Origin of the sequence: Sphaerothrix gracilis Ecp01 (assembly GCF_030405905.1) — a bacterium.
Classification (GTDB): domain Bacteria; phylum Cyanobacteriota; class Cyanobacteriia; order Phormidesmidales; family Phormidesmidaceae; genus Sphaerothrix; species Sphaerothrix gracilis.
The window spans coordinates 232,213-247,832 of record NZ_JASATW010000007.1 but is presented as its reverse complement, the minus strand read 5'-3'; the positions used below and the strand labels follow the sequence as shown (position 1 = coordinate 247,832).

At 54.2% G+C, this 15,620-nt stretch carries 14 protein-coding genes and 1 tRNA gene; 6 read left to right on the top strand and 9 right to left on the bottom strand.

Translation table 11 applies throughout. The features are described from left to right. Positions 1 to 181: 181 nt before the first annotated feature. From QJQ48_RS10270 to QJQ48_RS10260, 3 genes are all read right to left on the bottom strand, one after another. Positions 182 to 1,252, bottom strand: a complete 1,071-nt coding sequence (locus QJQ48_RS10270; protein WP_346291139.1) for a Gfo/Idh/MocA family oxidoreductase — start codon at positions 1,250 to 1,252, stop codon at positions 182 to 184. A 288-nt stretch (positions 1,253 to 1,540) separates the two neighbouring features. Then, on the bottom strand, positions 1,541 to 2,995 hold the full coding sequence (locus tag QJQ48_RS10265; protein ID WP_346291128.1) for a hemolysin family protein: 1,455 nt from the start codon (positions 2,993 to 2,995) through the stop codon (positions 1,541 to 1,543). A gap of 89 nt (positions 2,996 to 3,084) precedes the next feature. Then, complete coding sequence (locus tag QJQ48_RS10260) at positions 3,085 to 3,333, bottom strand: hypothetical protein (RefSeq protein ID WP_346291127.1); 249 nt, start codon at positions 3,331 to 3,333, stop codon at positions 3,085 to 3,087. 206 nt (positions 3,334 to 3,539) lie between these two features. On the opposite strand from QJQ48_RS10260, the gene QJQ48_RS10255 reads away from it, so the two are divergent. After that, positions 3,540 to 3,612, top strand: a tRNA-Ile gene (locus tag QJQ48_RS10255). A 139-nt stretch (positions 3,613 to 3,751) separates the two neighbouring features. Here the strand turns inward: QJQ48_RS10255 and QJQ48_RS10250 are convergent. Next, entirely contained in the window at positions 3,752 to 4,210 is a 459-nt protein-coding gene (locus QJQ48_RS10250) for a hypothetical protein (protein WP_346291126.1), read from the bottom strand. A gap of 198 nt (positions 4,211 to 4,408) precedes the next feature. Between QJQ48_RS10250 and pyrE the strand changes: the two genes are divergently transcribed. Beyond that, positions 4,409 to 5,023, top strand: coding sequence for an orotate phosphoribosyltransferase (gene pyrE, locus QJQ48_RS10245; RefSeq protein WP_346291125.1), 615 nt, complete (start codon positions 4,409 to 4,411; stop codon positions 5,021 to 5,023). A 4-nt stretch (positions 5,024 to 5,027) separates the two neighbouring features. On the opposite strand, the gene QJQ48_RS10240 is transcribed toward pyrE, so the two are convergent. From QJQ48_RS10240 to QJQ48_RS10230, 3 genes are all read right to left on the bottom strand, one after another. Next, complete coding sequence (locus QJQ48_RS10240) at positions 5,028 to 6,206, bottom strand: S-layer homology domain-containing protein (RefSeq protein ID WP_346291124.1); 1,179 nt, start codon at positions 6,204 to 6,206, stop codon at positions 5,028 to 5,030. Positions 6,207 to 6,327: 121 nt separating this feature from the next. Further along, a complete protein-coding gene (locus QJQ48_RS10235; RefSeq protein WP_346291123.1) occupies positions 6,328 to 7,767 on the bottom strand; it encodes a cation:proton antiporter in 1,440 nt (479 codons plus the stop codon). An 80-nt stretch (positions 7,768 to 7,847) separates the two neighbouring features. Then, positions 7,848 to 8,660, bottom strand: a complete 813-nt coding sequence (locus QJQ48_RS10230) for a carbon-nitrogen hydrolase family protein (protein ID WP_346291122.1) — start codon at positions 8,658 to 8,660, stop codon at positions 7,848 to 7,850. Between the two features lie 185 nt (positions 8,661 to 8,845). Between QJQ48_RS10230 and QJQ48_RS10225 the strand changes: the two genes are divergently transcribed. The 3 genes from QJQ48_RS10225 (at position 8,846) to arsC (ending at position 10,967) form a co-directional block, all read left to right on the top strand. Next, positions 8,846 to 9,175 (top strand): ArsR/SmtB family transcription factor, encoded by a 330-nt coding sequence (locus QJQ48_RS10225; protein WP_346291121.1) that lies wholly within the window; start codon positions 8,846 to 8,848, stop codon positions 9,173 to 9,175. Positions 9,176 to 9,342: 167 nt separating this feature from the next. Next, positions 9,343 to 10,497: an ACR3 family arsenite efflux transporter gene (gene arsB / locus QJQ48_RS10220; RefSeq protein WP_346291120.1), complete on the top strand. Its 1,155-nt coding sequence runs from the start codon at positions 9,343 to 9,345 to the stop codon at positions 10,495 to 10,497. A 59-nt stretch (positions 10,498 to 10,556) separates the two neighbouring features. Further along, entirely contained in the window at positions 10,557 to 10,967 is a 411-nt protein-coding gene (gene arsC, locus QJQ48_RS10215) for an arsenate reductase, glutathione/glutaredoxin type (RefSeq protein ID WP_346291119.1), read from the top strand. A gap of 50 nt (positions 10,968 to 11,017) precedes the next feature. Here the strand turns inward: arsC and QJQ48_RS10210 are convergent, their stop codons facing one another. Further along, positions 11,018 to 12,181 (bottom strand): GDSL-type esterase/lipase family protein, encoded by a 1,164-nt coding sequence (locus QJQ48_RS10210; protein ID WP_346291118.1) that lies wholly within the window; start codon positions 12,179 to 12,181, stop codon positions 11,018 to 11,020. Positions 12,182 to 12,457: 276 nt separating this feature from the next. On the opposite strand from QJQ48_RS10210, the gene QJQ48_RS10205 reads away from it, so the two are divergent. Further along, a complete protein-coding gene (locus QJQ48_RS10205) occupies positions 12,458 to 13,933 on the top strand; it encodes an alpha-amylase (RefSeq protein ID WP_346291117.1) in 1,476 nt (491 codons plus the stop codon). Positions 13,934 to 13,939: 6 nt separating this feature from the next. Here QJQ48_RS10205 and QJQ48_RS10200 read toward each other — a convergent pair whose 3' ends face one another. Further along, positions 13,940 to 15,565 carry a RecQ family ATP-dependent DNA helicase gene (locus QJQ48_RS10200; RefSeq protein WP_346291116.1) on the bottom strand — a complete coding sequence of 542 codons (1,626 nt, stop codon included), beginning with the start codon at positions 15,563 to 15,565 and terminating at the stop codon, positions 13,940 to 13,942. Positions 15,566 to 15,620: the final 55 nt, after the last annotated feature.

Genomic DNA, 15,620 nt, shown 5'->3' with positions numbered 1-15,620 from the left:
TCAACCCTACCTTTCGGTGGGTCATTCAGAAGTTTCAGGGCATTCATTTTGTGCAGTTCGGACACCTCAAGCAGATTAGTAACCTGACTGATGAGCGGCGCACAATCATCCGATTCTTGGGGGCTCATGTTGAGCCTTACTATGCACCTACCTAATCTTTTGGCAACCTGCGGAATGTTGGCTACAGGCTAACGGCAGCCGCTTCTAAGCCCAGCGGCTTTTCCTCAGAGGCAGGCTGCCAGCTCTGCCCCTCCAGCGCCATCTGCTCAATCAGGCTGGCTAGGCGCAGTGCCTTGAGCGCCTGCTCCCCACCCACCGAAGGCTGCTCACCCCCACGAACGCAGTTGACAAAGTGCTCTAGCTCGGCGTGCAGCGGCTCAATATTGCTGGTGTAGACTTTCTCAATCAGGCCGTCCTGGCGATAAAGTACCTGCCCGTAGTCACTGGTGCAGTCAACCGTCGTCTGTCGGTGAATCAGAATCTCGTTGTTGAGAAAATCCGCTTCCGTCAGCGAATTTTCGCAGTGAGCCATGATGGTGCGAATCTTGCGATGGGTAACTTTGCTCGCCGTCAGGGTGGCCACGATGCCGTTACTGAAACCCAAAGTCGCCGTCACATAGTCAAGATAGCCGGAGTCTGCCGCTCGACTGCCGCTGGCCGTCAGTTTTGATACCGAAGCGCTGGCCAGCTCTAGGAGCAAATCAATGTCGTGGATCATCAGATCTAGGACGACAGACACATCATTGGCTCGCTGAGAATAGGGACTCATGCGCCGCGCTTCTAGGGCCAGGAGTTCTTCGGTTTTAAGCACTTTATGCAGCTCTTGAAAAGCCGGATTGAAGCGCTCAATGTGGCCGACCTGCAGAATACAGTTGGAAGCTGCTGCCGCGTTAACTAACGATTCGGCTTCGGCAATGCTGGCAGCAATCGGCTTTTCAATCAGGACGTGAATACCCGCCGTTAAACACGCCATGCCAACAGCGTGGTGCAGCCGGGTCGGCACCGCTACGCAGACCGCATCCACATGACTCAATAGATCGTGATAGTCTTCAAAAAAACGAACCCGATACTTACTGGCCGTATCGAGTCCCCGTTCCACGTTGACATCTGAGATGCCCACTAACTCAACGTCTTTGAGGCGACTCAGTACGCGGGTATGGTGCTGTCCCATGTTGCCCACACCGATGACGCCTACGCGAATGGGATCTGAGGGATTGCGGCCTGATTGCACAATGTCAAGCTCCAAACTCATCAACTTGTCCTGCACACCTGTTTCTCCTTGCCTAAGAGAACGACCCAGAGCAGCCTCTTCGGAGCTGTTTCAGCTACGCAAAGTCACCCAGATATTACCACAGCGCCTCTCTTTGTAAAGAATTCAAAAGCGCTGAGCAGAGGCGATAAGACTCTAGATGGCAGCTTTGCAACTGCTTTCCAGTTTGAGCGGAACCGGATCCGGGAAAGTAAATTCATGTGTCACTTTTTGAAGCGTCTGTGGGCTATCCGCTTTGAATATAGGCAGAGGAGAACCGTAGTAAAAGCCTCAGCGCTCTGAGTCTAGAGACTCCGAGGACAGGGCGGTAGAAGAGGCGCTTGAGGTCAAAGCGGCGTCGCCGGGCTGACTGAGACGATGCACCATAATCTCCTGCAGACGGGGCCCGTCTGCAGCCATCAGCGTCATATTTAGATCCTGATAGCGTAGGCTTTCGCCCTGAGTGGGAATTTTTTGCATTCGATAGATCAAAAAACCGCCCAGGGTCTGATAGTCTTCCGTCAGCGGCAAATTGATGTCCAGCAGCTCATTAACTTCTTCAATATCTGTCTGGGCCCGCACCAGAAAAGTATGCTCATCTATCATCTTGACGATTAGGTTGTCATCGTCTTCGACTTCATTGGCTTCACCAATAATCTCAGCCGTTAAGTCTTTCAGTGTTACTAGCCCCGCCGTCCCGCCAAACTCATCGACCACCATGACCATAGCCTGCCCGGATCGCTGCATCAGCTGCAGCAGTTCGTGCAGTGGCATGTACTCTGGCACAAAACGAGCCGGACGAATCCAGGATTGAATAGAAGCGTCTACGGGGAGCGAGCCGGCAGCCAAGGGAGCAGCCAACTCTTTGAAATAGATAATGCCGCAGATATCGTCTAGAGAATCTCCCATCACCGGGTAGCGAGAATGGCCGGAGGCGGCAATTTCGTCTAGCAGGTCTTGAAAAACCGCCTGTTTGGGCAGAGCGGCAATACTGGTGCGAGGCACCATGACTTCGCCCGCTGTCACCTCCCGAAACTCAAAGATGTTGTTGAGCAGCTCGCGCTCCTCGGCTTCTAAACCCGGCAGTTCTGTTGAAGTGCTGATAATCAGCTGCAGCTCCTCTGGCGTCAGCCGGGTATACCAGCCCTGCCCGGTATACTGAATGCCCAAAAGCCGCAGCAGCCAGCGCGTAGACTGATTCAAGATCCAGATGAAGGGATTAAAAAAGCGAGCAATTGTCAGGCTGGGCGGCCCCAGAAAGCGGGCTAGCTGCTCCGGATAGAGCAGCGCTAGGGATTTAGGACACAGTTCTCCCAGCACAATCTGCAGGTAGGCAATCAGCAAAAAGGCCAGCGGAATTGCCAGGGAATGGGTGATTAGCGGCAGGCGGGTGGAGGGCAGCGGCAGTTGGCTGAGCCAGTAGGAAATTAGCACCGCCATTGTGCTTTCACCAATCCACCCCAGGGCCAAGCTAGAGAGAGTGATACCTAGCTGAGTGGTTGATAGCAGGCGATCGAGGCTGCGCTGCAGACTTTGTACCGTTTTGGCCTGAGCGTCACCGACAGCCACGAGTTGACTAATACGCGATCGCCGCACAGAGACAATGGCAAACTCAGCGGCCACAAAAAATGCATTAATACTGATTAACAGTAAGACTGCTAATAGACGAGTCAAAATATCTGCCCTAGTCAAACTAAAGAAAGGCGAAGCAGATGCAGCTAGCAAGATGGCGCTTAGAGGGTTCATCTGCAAAAGCTAGACCCAAGTGCGGCTCATAGAGAGGGACGCATTATCCTATTCAAAGGGGTTTTAACGTAGCCCAGCACTGGTGCCATCTACTGTAGGTCGCCTTCAATGCGAGCCTTAACGTCTTCGAGAATGTCCTCTTCCTGCAAGATGACCAGGCTGTTGTGCTGCCCACTGCGCTGAGTCGGTAAGTCACTGAAGGGGCGGGAATCAGGCTGACGAATCCCGGTAAGCGCCGTACGCCCTAGCGCATATCCCCAAGAAGCACTGACAATACCCGCTCCAAACATGAGCGATAACAGAATTAGCGTAAAAACAATAGCCGGATTGATTCTCATACTTGCGCCACTTCAGAACAAGCGCCTCTTTGACTTCCAAAACATAGCAGACTAATTAACTTTAGAATATTTTTCGTAGCCGTCAATTCTTTCTAGACTCATCAGTCTGCTGCATCGCTTCTATTCTTGCCAGTATACGAAAAAGTTGGGAAATTGAGCGGTTTGCCTCGTTAAGCTTTAAGAGTCAATATAGAATAGGGAAACAGCCAGGGTTGGCCGAGCGGTTGAGGCAGCGAACTCATAATTCGCGTTAGGCAGGTTCAACTCCTGCACCCTGGATTATTTTCTAACAGCGGCGATAAATTTTGAAAAGCCAGGAGCCATTGGAGGCTGAGTGATCCCCCATAGCTCCTGACTCTGATCAGAGATGAATTGGCATAGGGGCGCAGCGCGAAAGGCCCCCGTTGACCTTTGACCCCTAGGGCATAGGTAGACGCTCAAAGATAAACTCGCTGCCGACCACGCGGCTGTCCTGCTGCGACACTGGTAGCAGCAAGATGGATGTGTTGTAGGGATTGCGCAGATCCGGCGTTCTCAGGTACAGGTCGCTGCGAGACTGCTGAGCCATCAGATACTCATAAATTTGATGAATCGCTTCGGCATCGCGCTCAATTTCGAGTTCCGGATAGGCCGCATTGCCAAACGTACCAGGGCCAAAAATAGAGGAGAATTGTCGCCAGAAAGTGCGGTTCTGAAAGTAAGTGCCGGAGTTGGCATAGAAGACTTCGTTGATGGCTTCGGAAACAGCGGCTGACTCAGTGCGAGGCGCAGTAACGTCTACAACGACTTCCTGGGCGATCGCGGTTGTGGCCATTACGGCAGAGCTGCTCACTGCCGCTACGGCAGCACCGATCAAAGATTTAACACGAATACCCATAGCACTTACTCCTCGATTTTGCCGTTTATAGTACCCCATCCTGGCTATCCTGTAGGCGGGGAATTCGATATAGTTTGCAGGGACTGCAGGCAAATTTTAAGATTGAGCAGCCGCAGTCTGGGCGATCGCGCTTAAAAATCAGCGATTTGCAACCTGCGAGTCCTTTATAGCTCATTTTCTTACGGTTGGTATCAGTCTATGGCAATTTTCTCGTCTCAGTCTGACTCACTCGCGGCGATCGCCACGGCTAGCCTTTCGCTGGTGCGGCAGCAGCTCCTCGATCTGTTCTGCCAAAATGCTTACCGTGAGGGGGACTTTGTCCTGTCGTCCGGTCAGCGCAGCACTTACTATATCAACGGCAAGCAGGTAACGCTGCACCCGGAAGGGAGCCTGATGGGGGGACGCCTGCTTTTATCTATGCTGCCAGCGCAGACTGAGGCAGTAGCCGGACTCACCTTGGGGGCCGATCCGATTGTGACAGCCGTTAGCATCGTTGGGGCGTACGAGAGAAAGGCGATCGCCCCTCTCATCGTCCGCAAGGAAGCCAAAGGCCACGGCACCCAGGCTTATATAGAAGGGCTGACTTTGCCCCAGGGCACCCCCGTTGTGGTACTAGAAGATGTTGTCACCACCGGACAGTCGGCCCTAAAGGCCGTCGATCGCCTGCGACAGGCAGGCTATCAGGTAGAGCAGGTTATTTCTCTGGTAGATCGCCAGCAGGGAGGCGCTGAGCTGTACCAGGAGAAAGGATTAGGGTTTGAGGCCGTCTTCACCATTGCCGAAATTCAGCAGCGCTGGCGTCAGCTCCAGTAGGCCGCTACGGCAGCAGTTCTAGGCTCTCCATCATGGCGGCCAAGACCTGTTTGTTGCGCTCATACTGAGCGGTGGCGACATCATAGGTAGAACCCACCAAAATGCGATCGCCTAGATCCACTACATAGCGATACGTCCGTACGCCTTCTGGCAGCAGTCCCCTGCCATTTGATTCGCCCTCAGTCACAATTGTCTGACGGCCATCGATGGTAACTATTCGCTGTGAGAGCATCCGCTCTGTGATGTTCTCATCGTCAGCAATCCGATCAAAAGGAATATTGTCCACCCGGATCAAGACCGCCTCATCAAAGCTCTCGGCCCGATCTGGCAGCGTGATTTCACTGGGGTCAAAGGCGCGGCAAAACCGAGTGACTTCCCCTTGATTGGTTTGCCAATCGGCAGGATAGCGCACCCGATACCCCGCAGTCTCGTTAGTGCAAGTCTGCGTTAGCGCAATGTCAGGACGGGGGACAGGCTGCTCTGCTGGCAGAGCCACATACTCTGCCGGAATACCGGAGGTGTCTAGCTTAATCTGACAAAGGGCGGCGGCTACCTGCGATCGCGTCGCCGGACCGTCTGGATTCAGGCGCGGGCCAGCGATCGCTGCTGGCGGTGCAATTAGGAAGCCCTGCTGGGTAGCGGCGGCTAGCTGTCCCACAGCGTAGTCTGGAGCTTGCTCAGCATCTGTAAAGGTAGAGCTAAGAAGCTGCCGGGGCGAACTGGGAATGTCATAGTCTAAGCCGCTGACCAAAGCGACAAAGCTTTCAGCCCGGCTGATCGGCTCAGATGGACGAAAAGTTTGATTGGGAAACCCAGACAAGAAGCCGCGCTGATAGGCGGTTTGAATTGCAGCTTGTCCCCAGTATCCGGCCGGGACATCTGTAAAATTAATGGCGTCTCTGGCAGGCGCAGCCTCCGGAAAGGCTTGGTTAATCAGCGCCGCGTATTCTGCCCGGTTAATCACTGCATCCGGGCGAAAGCTACCATCCGGATAGCCGCTAACAATCTGCTGCTGGCTAAGCTGGTTGATACAGCTTGCAGCCCAGTGACCATTCAAATCACTGTAGGTCTGCCCCCAGGCAGCTATTCCCTGGCTCAAACAGACGCTGCCGACAGTCAACCCGATAGATAGGCGGCTGGCGAAAGCTAGCTGTGTTTGCGACTGATTGGCAAAGCTCAGCATGACAATTCCTCGCTAAGACGTGATCACAGGTCTGTTTTAGCGAGGCTGATTCAGAAAATCGTCTAACCGTGGGCAAAACGCTGCTGCCTAGTAGCTATACCCTAGGGTAGACAATCGCGACCTAAGTTGTTTCCGTAGCCGATTCCGCTTCTTCCAGTTCTCCACCCTTCACGGTTTCTGAGACGAGGGCCTCATCAGTGTCTTTAAACACCAATCGCAGCAGCGGCGGCGCTAGAAACGTCGTGAGAATTACCATGACGATGATAGCCGCTTCCAAAGACTCTGATAGCACACCGCTGGCTGAACCTACTCCAGCAAAGACAAGCCCTACTTCACCCCTAGGCACCATGCCAATGCCGATAGCCAGCCGATTGATGCCTGGCTGACCAAAGATGGCAAATCCGGTGACAACCTTGCCGATGATGGCAATCACAATTAGAAAAGACGCGATAATCAACCCCTCTCGATTGCTGGGCACTGCCGGATTTAGCACGCTCAGATCGGTTCTAGCGCCAACCGTGACAAAAAACACGGGCACTAGCATATCGGCGATCGGCGTAATTTTCTCCTCTAGCTCCTTGCGCTTGGTGGTTTCCGCCAAAATCAGACCTGCCGCAAAAGCTCCTAAAATCGCCTCTAGCTGAATCGCGGCGGCAATATAGGACAGCACAAAGGCGAAGATAAGCGAGCTAATAATGAGCTGGCCTCTGGTTCGCAGCTCATCTACCAGAGCCACGAAGTAGGGGCTGAGCAACCGCCCCACCAAAATAGCACCCACCAAGAACACCGCCGCGCCAACAATCAGATAGACCACGTTGAGAATTTCAATTTCTCCGGTTTTAGCCAGACTGGCCACTACGGCTAGGACAATGATGCCAAGCACGTCGTCTAAAACCGCCGCGCCGATGATGATTTGGCCTTCCTTAGAACTGAGCTGCTGCAGCTCGGCCAGCACCTTGGCGGTAATACCAATACTGGTGGCGGTCAGAGCCGCCCCGGCAAAAACGGCAGGGATAGTACTAATGCCGAAGAAAGCAATTAACCCGGCAGTACCTGCGGCAAAAGGCAGCACCACGCCGATGATGGCTACGATCGCCGCCTGCGGCCCGACTCGAATTAGCTCCTTTAGATCAGACTCTAAGCCAATTTCAAACAGCAGGATTACTACGCCTAGCTCTGCTAGCACAGAGATGACTTCGCTCTGAGCTGAGAAAACAGCCGATACCAGTTCTGGCTGCAGTCCGGCAGTAGTTTGAAGAAAATCGGTAATCAGCGAGCCGGTCCCTTCAGCGCTTTCCGGAAAAACAATCAGGTTTAGCGCTGAAACGCCTACCACTACGCCGCCTACCAGCTCTCCCAGCACCGGTGGCAGGTTAATGCGGGCACAAAGCTCGCCGCCTAGCTTAGCTGCGAAGTAAATAGCAATTAGGCTGGCCAGGACGCCAGCCAGGACGAGCGGGCCGATTTCCGCTTCTGAAGCCTCCGCTAAGACGAGAGGAGAGGATGAAAAAAAGTTAAAAACTGGGCTTAGATTAGCTACCGAGTCGATCAGGTCAAGCATTCGAGCCTTAGAAACTCATCCTGTCTACTTTACCTGAGTTTACAAACTAGAGACAGTCCATCGTGAGAAGGATAGCCCCTCTAGAGAAAAATTCGGTGCTGCAAAGACGGCATTTGCCGCCGTACCTGCTCTAGTCGCGCAGGCTTAATTTCAGCGATCGCCATGCCCGGTTCTTCCCCTGCATCCGCCAAGATCACGCCCCAGGGATCCACAATCAGCGCATGGCCGTGGGACTGCCGGAGCTGATTGTGGCGTCCGGTTTGGGCCGGAGCAATCACGTAGCAGGTATTCTCGATCGCCCGCGCCTGCAGCAACACCTGCCAGTGGTCTTTACCCGTAAAAGCAGTGAAGGCGGCTGGCACAAATAGCACCTCAGCCCCGACTTGGGAAAGGTGGCGATACAGTTCAGGAAAGCGCACGTCGTAGCAAACCGAAAGACCCAAATGCCCGAAGTGTTTAGAGGAATAAACCGTTGGTAGCTGCTGCCCGGAAATCACCGTGTTAGATTCGCGGTAAGTATTGCCATCCGGCAGGTTGACATCAAACAGGTGTACTTTTTCATAGCGAGCCAGTTCTTCCCCGTTGGGATCTATCAGCAGAGCCGTATTGTAGACTTTGCCGTCGCTGGCTGGCACCGGGTAGCCTCCCCCCAGAATTGTCACCTGATAGCGCTGCGCCATCGTCTTTAGAAACTTTTCGCTGAGCTGATGAATGACGGCGGCTCGCTCTAGCTTCAGAGCTTCGTCCCCCAAAAATGAAAAATTTTCCGGCAGGGCAATCAGCTCTGCCCCCTGCCGCACCGCCAGATCGATTAGTTCTTCGGCCTGAGCCAGGTTGTGTTCTAAGTCAGGTAGGCTCGTCAACTGCAGGGCAGCGGCTAGATAAGACCTCATGGGTGAAAATCGCTTCAGTCAAAGGGTGAGTCATCCAATTTTAGTCCTCTGAGGTCTGAATAGCGTGGTTTTGTGCTGGAAAGAGCCAACGGCAGAGTGAAAATTCTGGGCTGTCTGAGAATTTTGCCGCTCTTGCTACACTGTTGTCATCCAGTGCAATCCAAAAAATATTTCAAATAAACTTGATGGCAGAGACGCTCCAAATTGCATCGACAGAAGTTATTTCCGGCTTCAAGGCGCTGGCCGATCCGCTGCGATTGCAGGTGATTGAACTGCTGAGAACACAAGAGATGTGCGTCTGCGATTTGTGCGATCGCCTTAATGTGGCCCAGTCTAAGCTTTCCTTTCACCTCAAGAGCCTGAAGGAAGCAAAGCTGATTCGCGCCCGCCAGGAAGGTCGCTGGATATACTACAGCCTCAACCTGCCTCAGCTCGTGCTGCTGGAACAGTATTTGGCTGAGTTTCGCCGCTTCAGTCCAATTTTGCCCGCTAGAGCCTGCCCGCCAGAGGCTTAGCAGGTGTCAAACTTGGCTCAGCCAAACTTTTTTGCTTGACAAATCAAGTTTTTTTGAAATGATAAAAGTGATGCAGATTGGCATTTAAGAGCAGTCACGACGAGGACGGCTGGGCCGCTGCGGGAGGGCTTTTAGCGGAGTGATTTTGCAAGATGTCAGAGAATGGAATGAGTACGCACCAAGCCAACGTGAATCTTAAAGCGGTGCAGGCGGGGGGGACGCTCAGCTTCTTTGAGCGCTATCTCACGGTTTGGGTGGCGCTGTGCATTGTGGTCGGCATTCTGCTGGGGCGATTGTTTCCCGGAATTGCGATCGCCTTAGACGCGCTGAGCCTCTATCAGGTGTCTATCCCGATCGCAGTCTGCCTGTTCTTCATGATGTATCCCATCATGGTGAAAATTGATTTTGGTCAGGCGAAGAAGGCGGCCCAAACGCCTAAGCCCGTCCTGTTGACCCTGGTGGTGAACTGGCTGATTAAGCCTTTTACGATGGTGCTGTTTGCCCAGTTCTTTTTGGGCTGGCTGTTTCGCCCGCTGCTGGCTGGGACCGAAATTATTCGTGGGGTGGAGATTTTTCTCGCAGATTCCTATATTGCCGGAGCCATTTTACTAGGGATTGCCCCCTGTACGGCGATGGTGCTGATGTGGGGCTATCTGTCTTTTAGCAATCAGGGCCACACGCTGGTCATGGTGGCCATCAACTCCTTAGCCATGCTGTTTCTCTATGCGCCGCTGGGCCGCTGGCTGCTGTCAGCCAACAATCTGGCAGTCCCCTGGGAGACAATTGTGCTGTCGGTGCTGGTCTATGTCGGTCTGCCGCTGCTGGCGGGGGCCGTTTCCCGCACCTGGATTTTGCGCCATAAGGGTAAAGCCTGGTTTGAAACCGTGTTTTTGAAATATCTCAGCCCGGTTTCGATCGCTGCTTTGCTCATTACCCTGGTGCTGCTATTTGCCTTCAAAGGCGATCTGATTGTGCGTCATCCGCTGCATATTTTGCTGATTGCGGTACCGCTATTCATTCAGACCAACTTCATTTTTCTAATTACCTACGTCGCGGCGCAGAAGCTGGGCCTGTTTTACGAAGACGCCGCGCCCGCCGCTCTGATTGGTGCTAGTAATCACTTTGAGGTGGCGATCGCCACTGCTGTCACCCTATTTGGCCTCAACTCCGGAGCCGCCCTAGCTACCGTAGTTGGGGTGCTGATTGAAGTGCCGCTGATGCTGATGCTGGTGGAAGTGTGTAAGCGCACTGCCTTTTGGTTTCCCCGCGAGCCAGAAAAAGCCACCCTCAGCGATCCGCGCTGCGCTCGACCCTGGGGCTAGCGCTTGTGAAAATCGGCAACTGTGAACTTACTTTCTTTAGCCAGGAGATCTTATTTGCCATGAAGCGCGTCATGTTTGTGTGTAAAAAGAATTCGTCTCGTTCCCAAATGGCCGAGGGCTTTGCAAAAACCTTGGGGGCAGGCAAAATTGAGGTGACTAGCTCTGGTTTGGAAGCCAGTCAGGTACGCCCCGAAGCGATCGCCACCATGCAAGAAATCGGCATCGACATCAGCGATCAGACCTCTAATGCTTTGAGTGAATTCCAGCCAGATGATTTTGACGCAGTCGTCTCGCTCTGTGGCTGCGGCGTCAATTTGCCGCCAGCGTGGCTGACCCGTGACTACTTTGACGACTGGCAGCTAGATGATCCGGCAGAACAGCCCGAAATTTTCCCGCGTGTACGCGACGAGATCCAGGAACGGGTAGAAGCCTTAATTGCAAAACTTAGTTCCCAATCCGCGATCCCATAGGCTCAAACTTACTGCCTGTCCGGTAGATTGCGGTTATTAGCTTGCGGCTATTAGAGAGCCGCTAGGGCTACCTGCCAGACCCGGTAGCCTTGGGGGCTGAGATGGAGGCCGTCGGTGGTAAGTTCGCGGCGGAGAATGCCCTGCTCGTCCTTGAAGCTGGGCTGGAGGTCGAGAAAAGCCGCGTTTTCCTGCGTGGTCATAGCCGCAATGTGCTGGTTGAGTGCGGCAATGCGATTGCTGGGCAGGCTGGCTAAGCGCGTCGGCAAAATAGAGTGGACGACGATGCGAGCTTGGGGATGGCTTTGCCGCAGGCGCTGCACGATTTGCCGCAGGTTGTTCAGGACCTCAGCATCGCTGGCCCCGTTTTTCAGATCGTTGATGCCTGCCATGAGGTGAATCGTAGTCGGTCGGGTCTGGTCGAAGGCTGAAAGCCGCTGCAGAATTCCCGCTGTCGTATCGCCAGAGATTCCCTGGTTGAGCCAGAACTGGTCGGTGGGCAGCCATTCCGGCGGCAGCCACAGGCTGAGGGAGTCCCCCACCACGACGGTGAGGCGATTCTGCCCCTGCCCCGTCGCCATTGCCCGCGCTTCCTGAGCTAGGAGCTGTTTCCAGTGGTCATAGGCGGGCTGCCAGGTAGCATTGGCCCACTGGGCCTGAAACTCGTTGGGCGTTAGGCGCGTATAGAGCTTGCCCTGCTGCAGGGCAGCGTGGCGCTGCTGAAAAAGCTGGCTGCCTGACTGGGGCCGTGGCCCGACAAACCGAGGTAGCATCTCTACAGGGGTTTGCAATGTCTGCAGGCGGCTAAGCTGAGGAGCCGTCTGAATCGGCTGGCGGCGCGGCGGCGTGACTTCGGCAGGCGATGGCGCAGGGCGATCGCCCGCAATGCCTTGAAGTAACTGCTCTAGGGTGGGCGGCGTTAGCTCTGGTGGCTGAGCCGGAAACGGCGAATTAACCTGAGCGATCGCGTTTCTGGTTCCCAACCCGCTTCGCCCTAAGGGGGAAAACGACTGATAGAGCTGAACAGCTAGCAGCGGCAAGCTGAAGTGAGGCCGAGAAGCCGTAGTAGGCGCGATCGCACTGGCAAGGGGTTGGGGCTGAGGAGCGATCGCGGCCTCTGCAATCGGCGCAATTTCAGCTGTCAGAATAGCCTGATTGGCCTGTTGCAAATTTTGCTCTGCGAACAGCTGGGCCGCTAATAAAGCTAGATCGCTCATCCCTAATTTTTCCTCAGCAACTTATTAGCTATGGCAGCCAAATTGCACGAAGTCAGGACATTTTTAAATTTTTCTGAGAAGTTCTGCCGAATCTAACCATCTGAGCTAGCGTGAAGTCGCCATTTTCTTTGACTATCGGGAAAAACGGCCCAGGCTTTTGAGGATACAAAAAGAATTTTATCGGTCTGATGCCTGCCAGTTTGGATATCAGGCCAAGAATTCAGCAAGGCTCCGTCTGATACATCTACTGCCCAATCTACTAGGGAGAACTGATTGATGGCTGCAATCAACGGCACGATGATGCAATACTTCCACTGGTATGTTCCGCCCGGCGGTACCCACTGGAAACAGCTTCAGGAGAAGGCCCAGGAGATAGCCGAGGCGGGGTTTACAGCGCTGTGGCTACCCCCGCCCTACAAAGCCAGCGGTGGCGGTTATGACGTCGGCTACGGCGTCTATGACCTGTTTGATCTAGGCGAATTTCCGCAAAGAGACACAGTTGCCACTAAATACGGCACCCGCGAAGAATTAGTCTCTGCAATTAAAACCGCCCAGACTGCTGGACTGCAAATTTATGCCGACGGCGTCTTTAATCACCGCAACGGCGCAGACGAGACCGAAGTGGTTGAAGCCGTACCCGTAGCCTGGAACGATCGCAACCATGAGACTGGCCCGCCGCGCAACATCCGCATCTGGAGCAACTTTACCTTTCCCGGTCGCGGCAACCAGTATTCCAGCATGAAGTGGCACTGGTGGCACTTCGACGCCGTTAATCACAACGCCGATGATCCCTACGACTTTTCGATCTATCGCCTCAAAGATAAGCAGTTTGATACCGAAGTGGATTTGCGAGAGGGCAACTATGACTTCCTGATGGCCTGCGATTTGGATATGGGCGTCGATCAGGTGCGAGGCGAAATGAACTACTGGGGCGAGTGGTTTCTAGAGGCTACTGGGGTTGATGGCTTTCGGCTGGATGCGGTGAAGCATATCCGCGCCTTTTTCTTTAATGAGTGGCTGGATCACGTGCGGCACAAGTCCGGCAAAGAGCTGTTTGCCGTGGGCGAATATTGGCTAGACGACATTGAAGCGCTGCACTGGTTCATCGGCATTACCGGCGGTCGCATGTCCCTGTTTGACGTGCCGCTGCACTATAACTTCTACGAAGCCAGCAATGCCGGTGGCAACTACGACATGCGGCGGATTTTAGACGGGACGCTGATGCAGCAGCAGCCCAGCAAGGCGGTTACCTTTGTAGAAAATCACGACTCTCAACCGCTACAAATGCTGGAATCTGTTGTAGAGCCTTGGTTCAAGCCCCTGGCCTATGCCCTGATTTTGCTGCGGCGCGAGGGCTATCCCTGCGTCTTCTATGCCGACTACTACGGCGCTCACTATGTAGACAAAGGCAAGGACGGCAACGACCACGAAATCTGGATGCCCTCCCACCGCTGGCTGCTAGACAAGTTTCTCTATGCCCGTCAGCACTATGCCTACGGCGATCAATATGACTATTTTGATCATTGGAACACGATTGGCTGGACGCGGTTAGGCGATGACGAGCATCCCAAGCCGATGGCGGTGTTGATGAGCGATGGGCCTAGCGGTTCTAAATGGATGGAGGTGGGCCAGCCCAATACGAAATTTGTAGACATGACTGAGCACATCCAGGAACCGGTCTATACCAACGAGTGGGGCTGGGCTGAGTTTCGCTGCAATGGCGGCTCGGTCTCAGTGTGGCTGTCAGCTTGATGGGACTTAGCTAACCTGCCGCAGCTTCTGCTCAATTAGAGCAGTGACGAAGGTTTTATAGCCCACCGTGTCAAACAGGATGACGATCTTGTCTCCCTCGTAGCGCATGACTTGCCCTTTGCCAAAGCTGGTGTGAATCACCTCGCTGGTGAGAGGAAAGGGGCGATCGCCTTCTTCTTGCACCACAATGCCGGCCTTGCAGTTGTCACAGGCATGGCAGGGATCTTGAAACGGCTCGCCAAAATAGTTGAGCAGGTACTGGCGGCGACAGTCGCGCACTTCGGCATAGCCCCGCATCATTTCCAACAGCGATCGCTCATAGGTTTGGCGGCGTTCTTGGGCTAGGGTGGCCGCGGCGGCGATTTCCTGGGGATCTGCCTCTGGGTCTGTCAGCGCGACTTCCCCTGTAGGCAAAATGGCGATCGCCTCGGCTTCTGCTAAACGGTGCACAACCTTCGTCAGCTTAGTGTCCGGTAAGTTCAGCGTCTCTTTAAGCGTGGCCAGTTCAACCGGGGTAGCCGCTGCCTGCATGGTTTTAACCACGGGCAGTACCTGATCTACCTCTAGCTTGCCGCTGCTCGCAAAAAATCGGCGCAGCTTCAAGTCTTCTGGGCAGTAAAACAAGACGGCGGTAGCCGGTTCACCATCGCGCCCGGCCCGGCCAATTTCCTGATAGTAAGAATCTACAGAATCGCTGATGTCGTAGTGAAACACAAAGCGAACATTGGCTTTATCGACCCCCATGCCAAAGGCAGTCGTCGCCACGATCACCTCAATTTCATCGGCCATAAAATCGGCCTGCACCTGTTCCCGCTCAGCCGCTTTTAGCCCGGCGTGGTAATGAGCCGCTTTGATACCGGCTTCCCGGAGCCACTGAGCCACTTCCTCAGTGTGGCTGCGCGTTGCGGCGTAGATGATGCCGGGTTTGGCAACGGCTTTGACCTGCTTGATTAAAACCGGGCGCTTCTCTTCAACCTGGTGGAACGGGTGAACAGTCAGCTCTATATTGGGTCGATCAAACCCCCGCACGACAACGCGCGGTTTTTTCATGCCTAACCGCTCCACAATTTCATCTCGCACTAGAGGCGAGGCCGTGGCCGTTAGGGCCAATACGGTGGGATGATCGAGGGCGGCGATCGCAGTGCCCAGTCGCAGATAGGCTGGCCGGAAATCGTGGCCCCACTCGCTGATGCAGTGGGCTTCATCTACTACAAACAGCGACGGTTTAGCGGCCTGAAGCTGCGCCAGGGTTTCGGCATTATTAAACTGCTCTGGGGCCAGAAAGATAAATTCGAGGTCTTGATTTTCTAGGTCGGTAAAGGCCGCCTCTCGCTCCGCTGCTGAGAGGGTAGAGTTGACCACAGCCGCCCCGGCAATGTCCTGCTCTTCGATCGCTTCTAGCTGATCTTGCTGCAGAGCAATCAGGGGCGAAATGACCACCGTTGCCCCCGGAATCAGCAGCGCCGCAATCTGATAAATAGCCGACTTGCCAGAACCTGTCGGCATCACCGCCAGGGTATCGTCACCGTCTAAAACTGACTGAATTACTTCTGCCTGACCGGGACGCAAATCCTCATAGCCAAACGTTTTGCGGGCGACCTGCTGAATCTGAGAAGCCTGATGATGAGCCATGCGCTGCTGGAACTGCCTTTATCCTGGAAGAACTGGAACGCTTTGTAAACTAGGG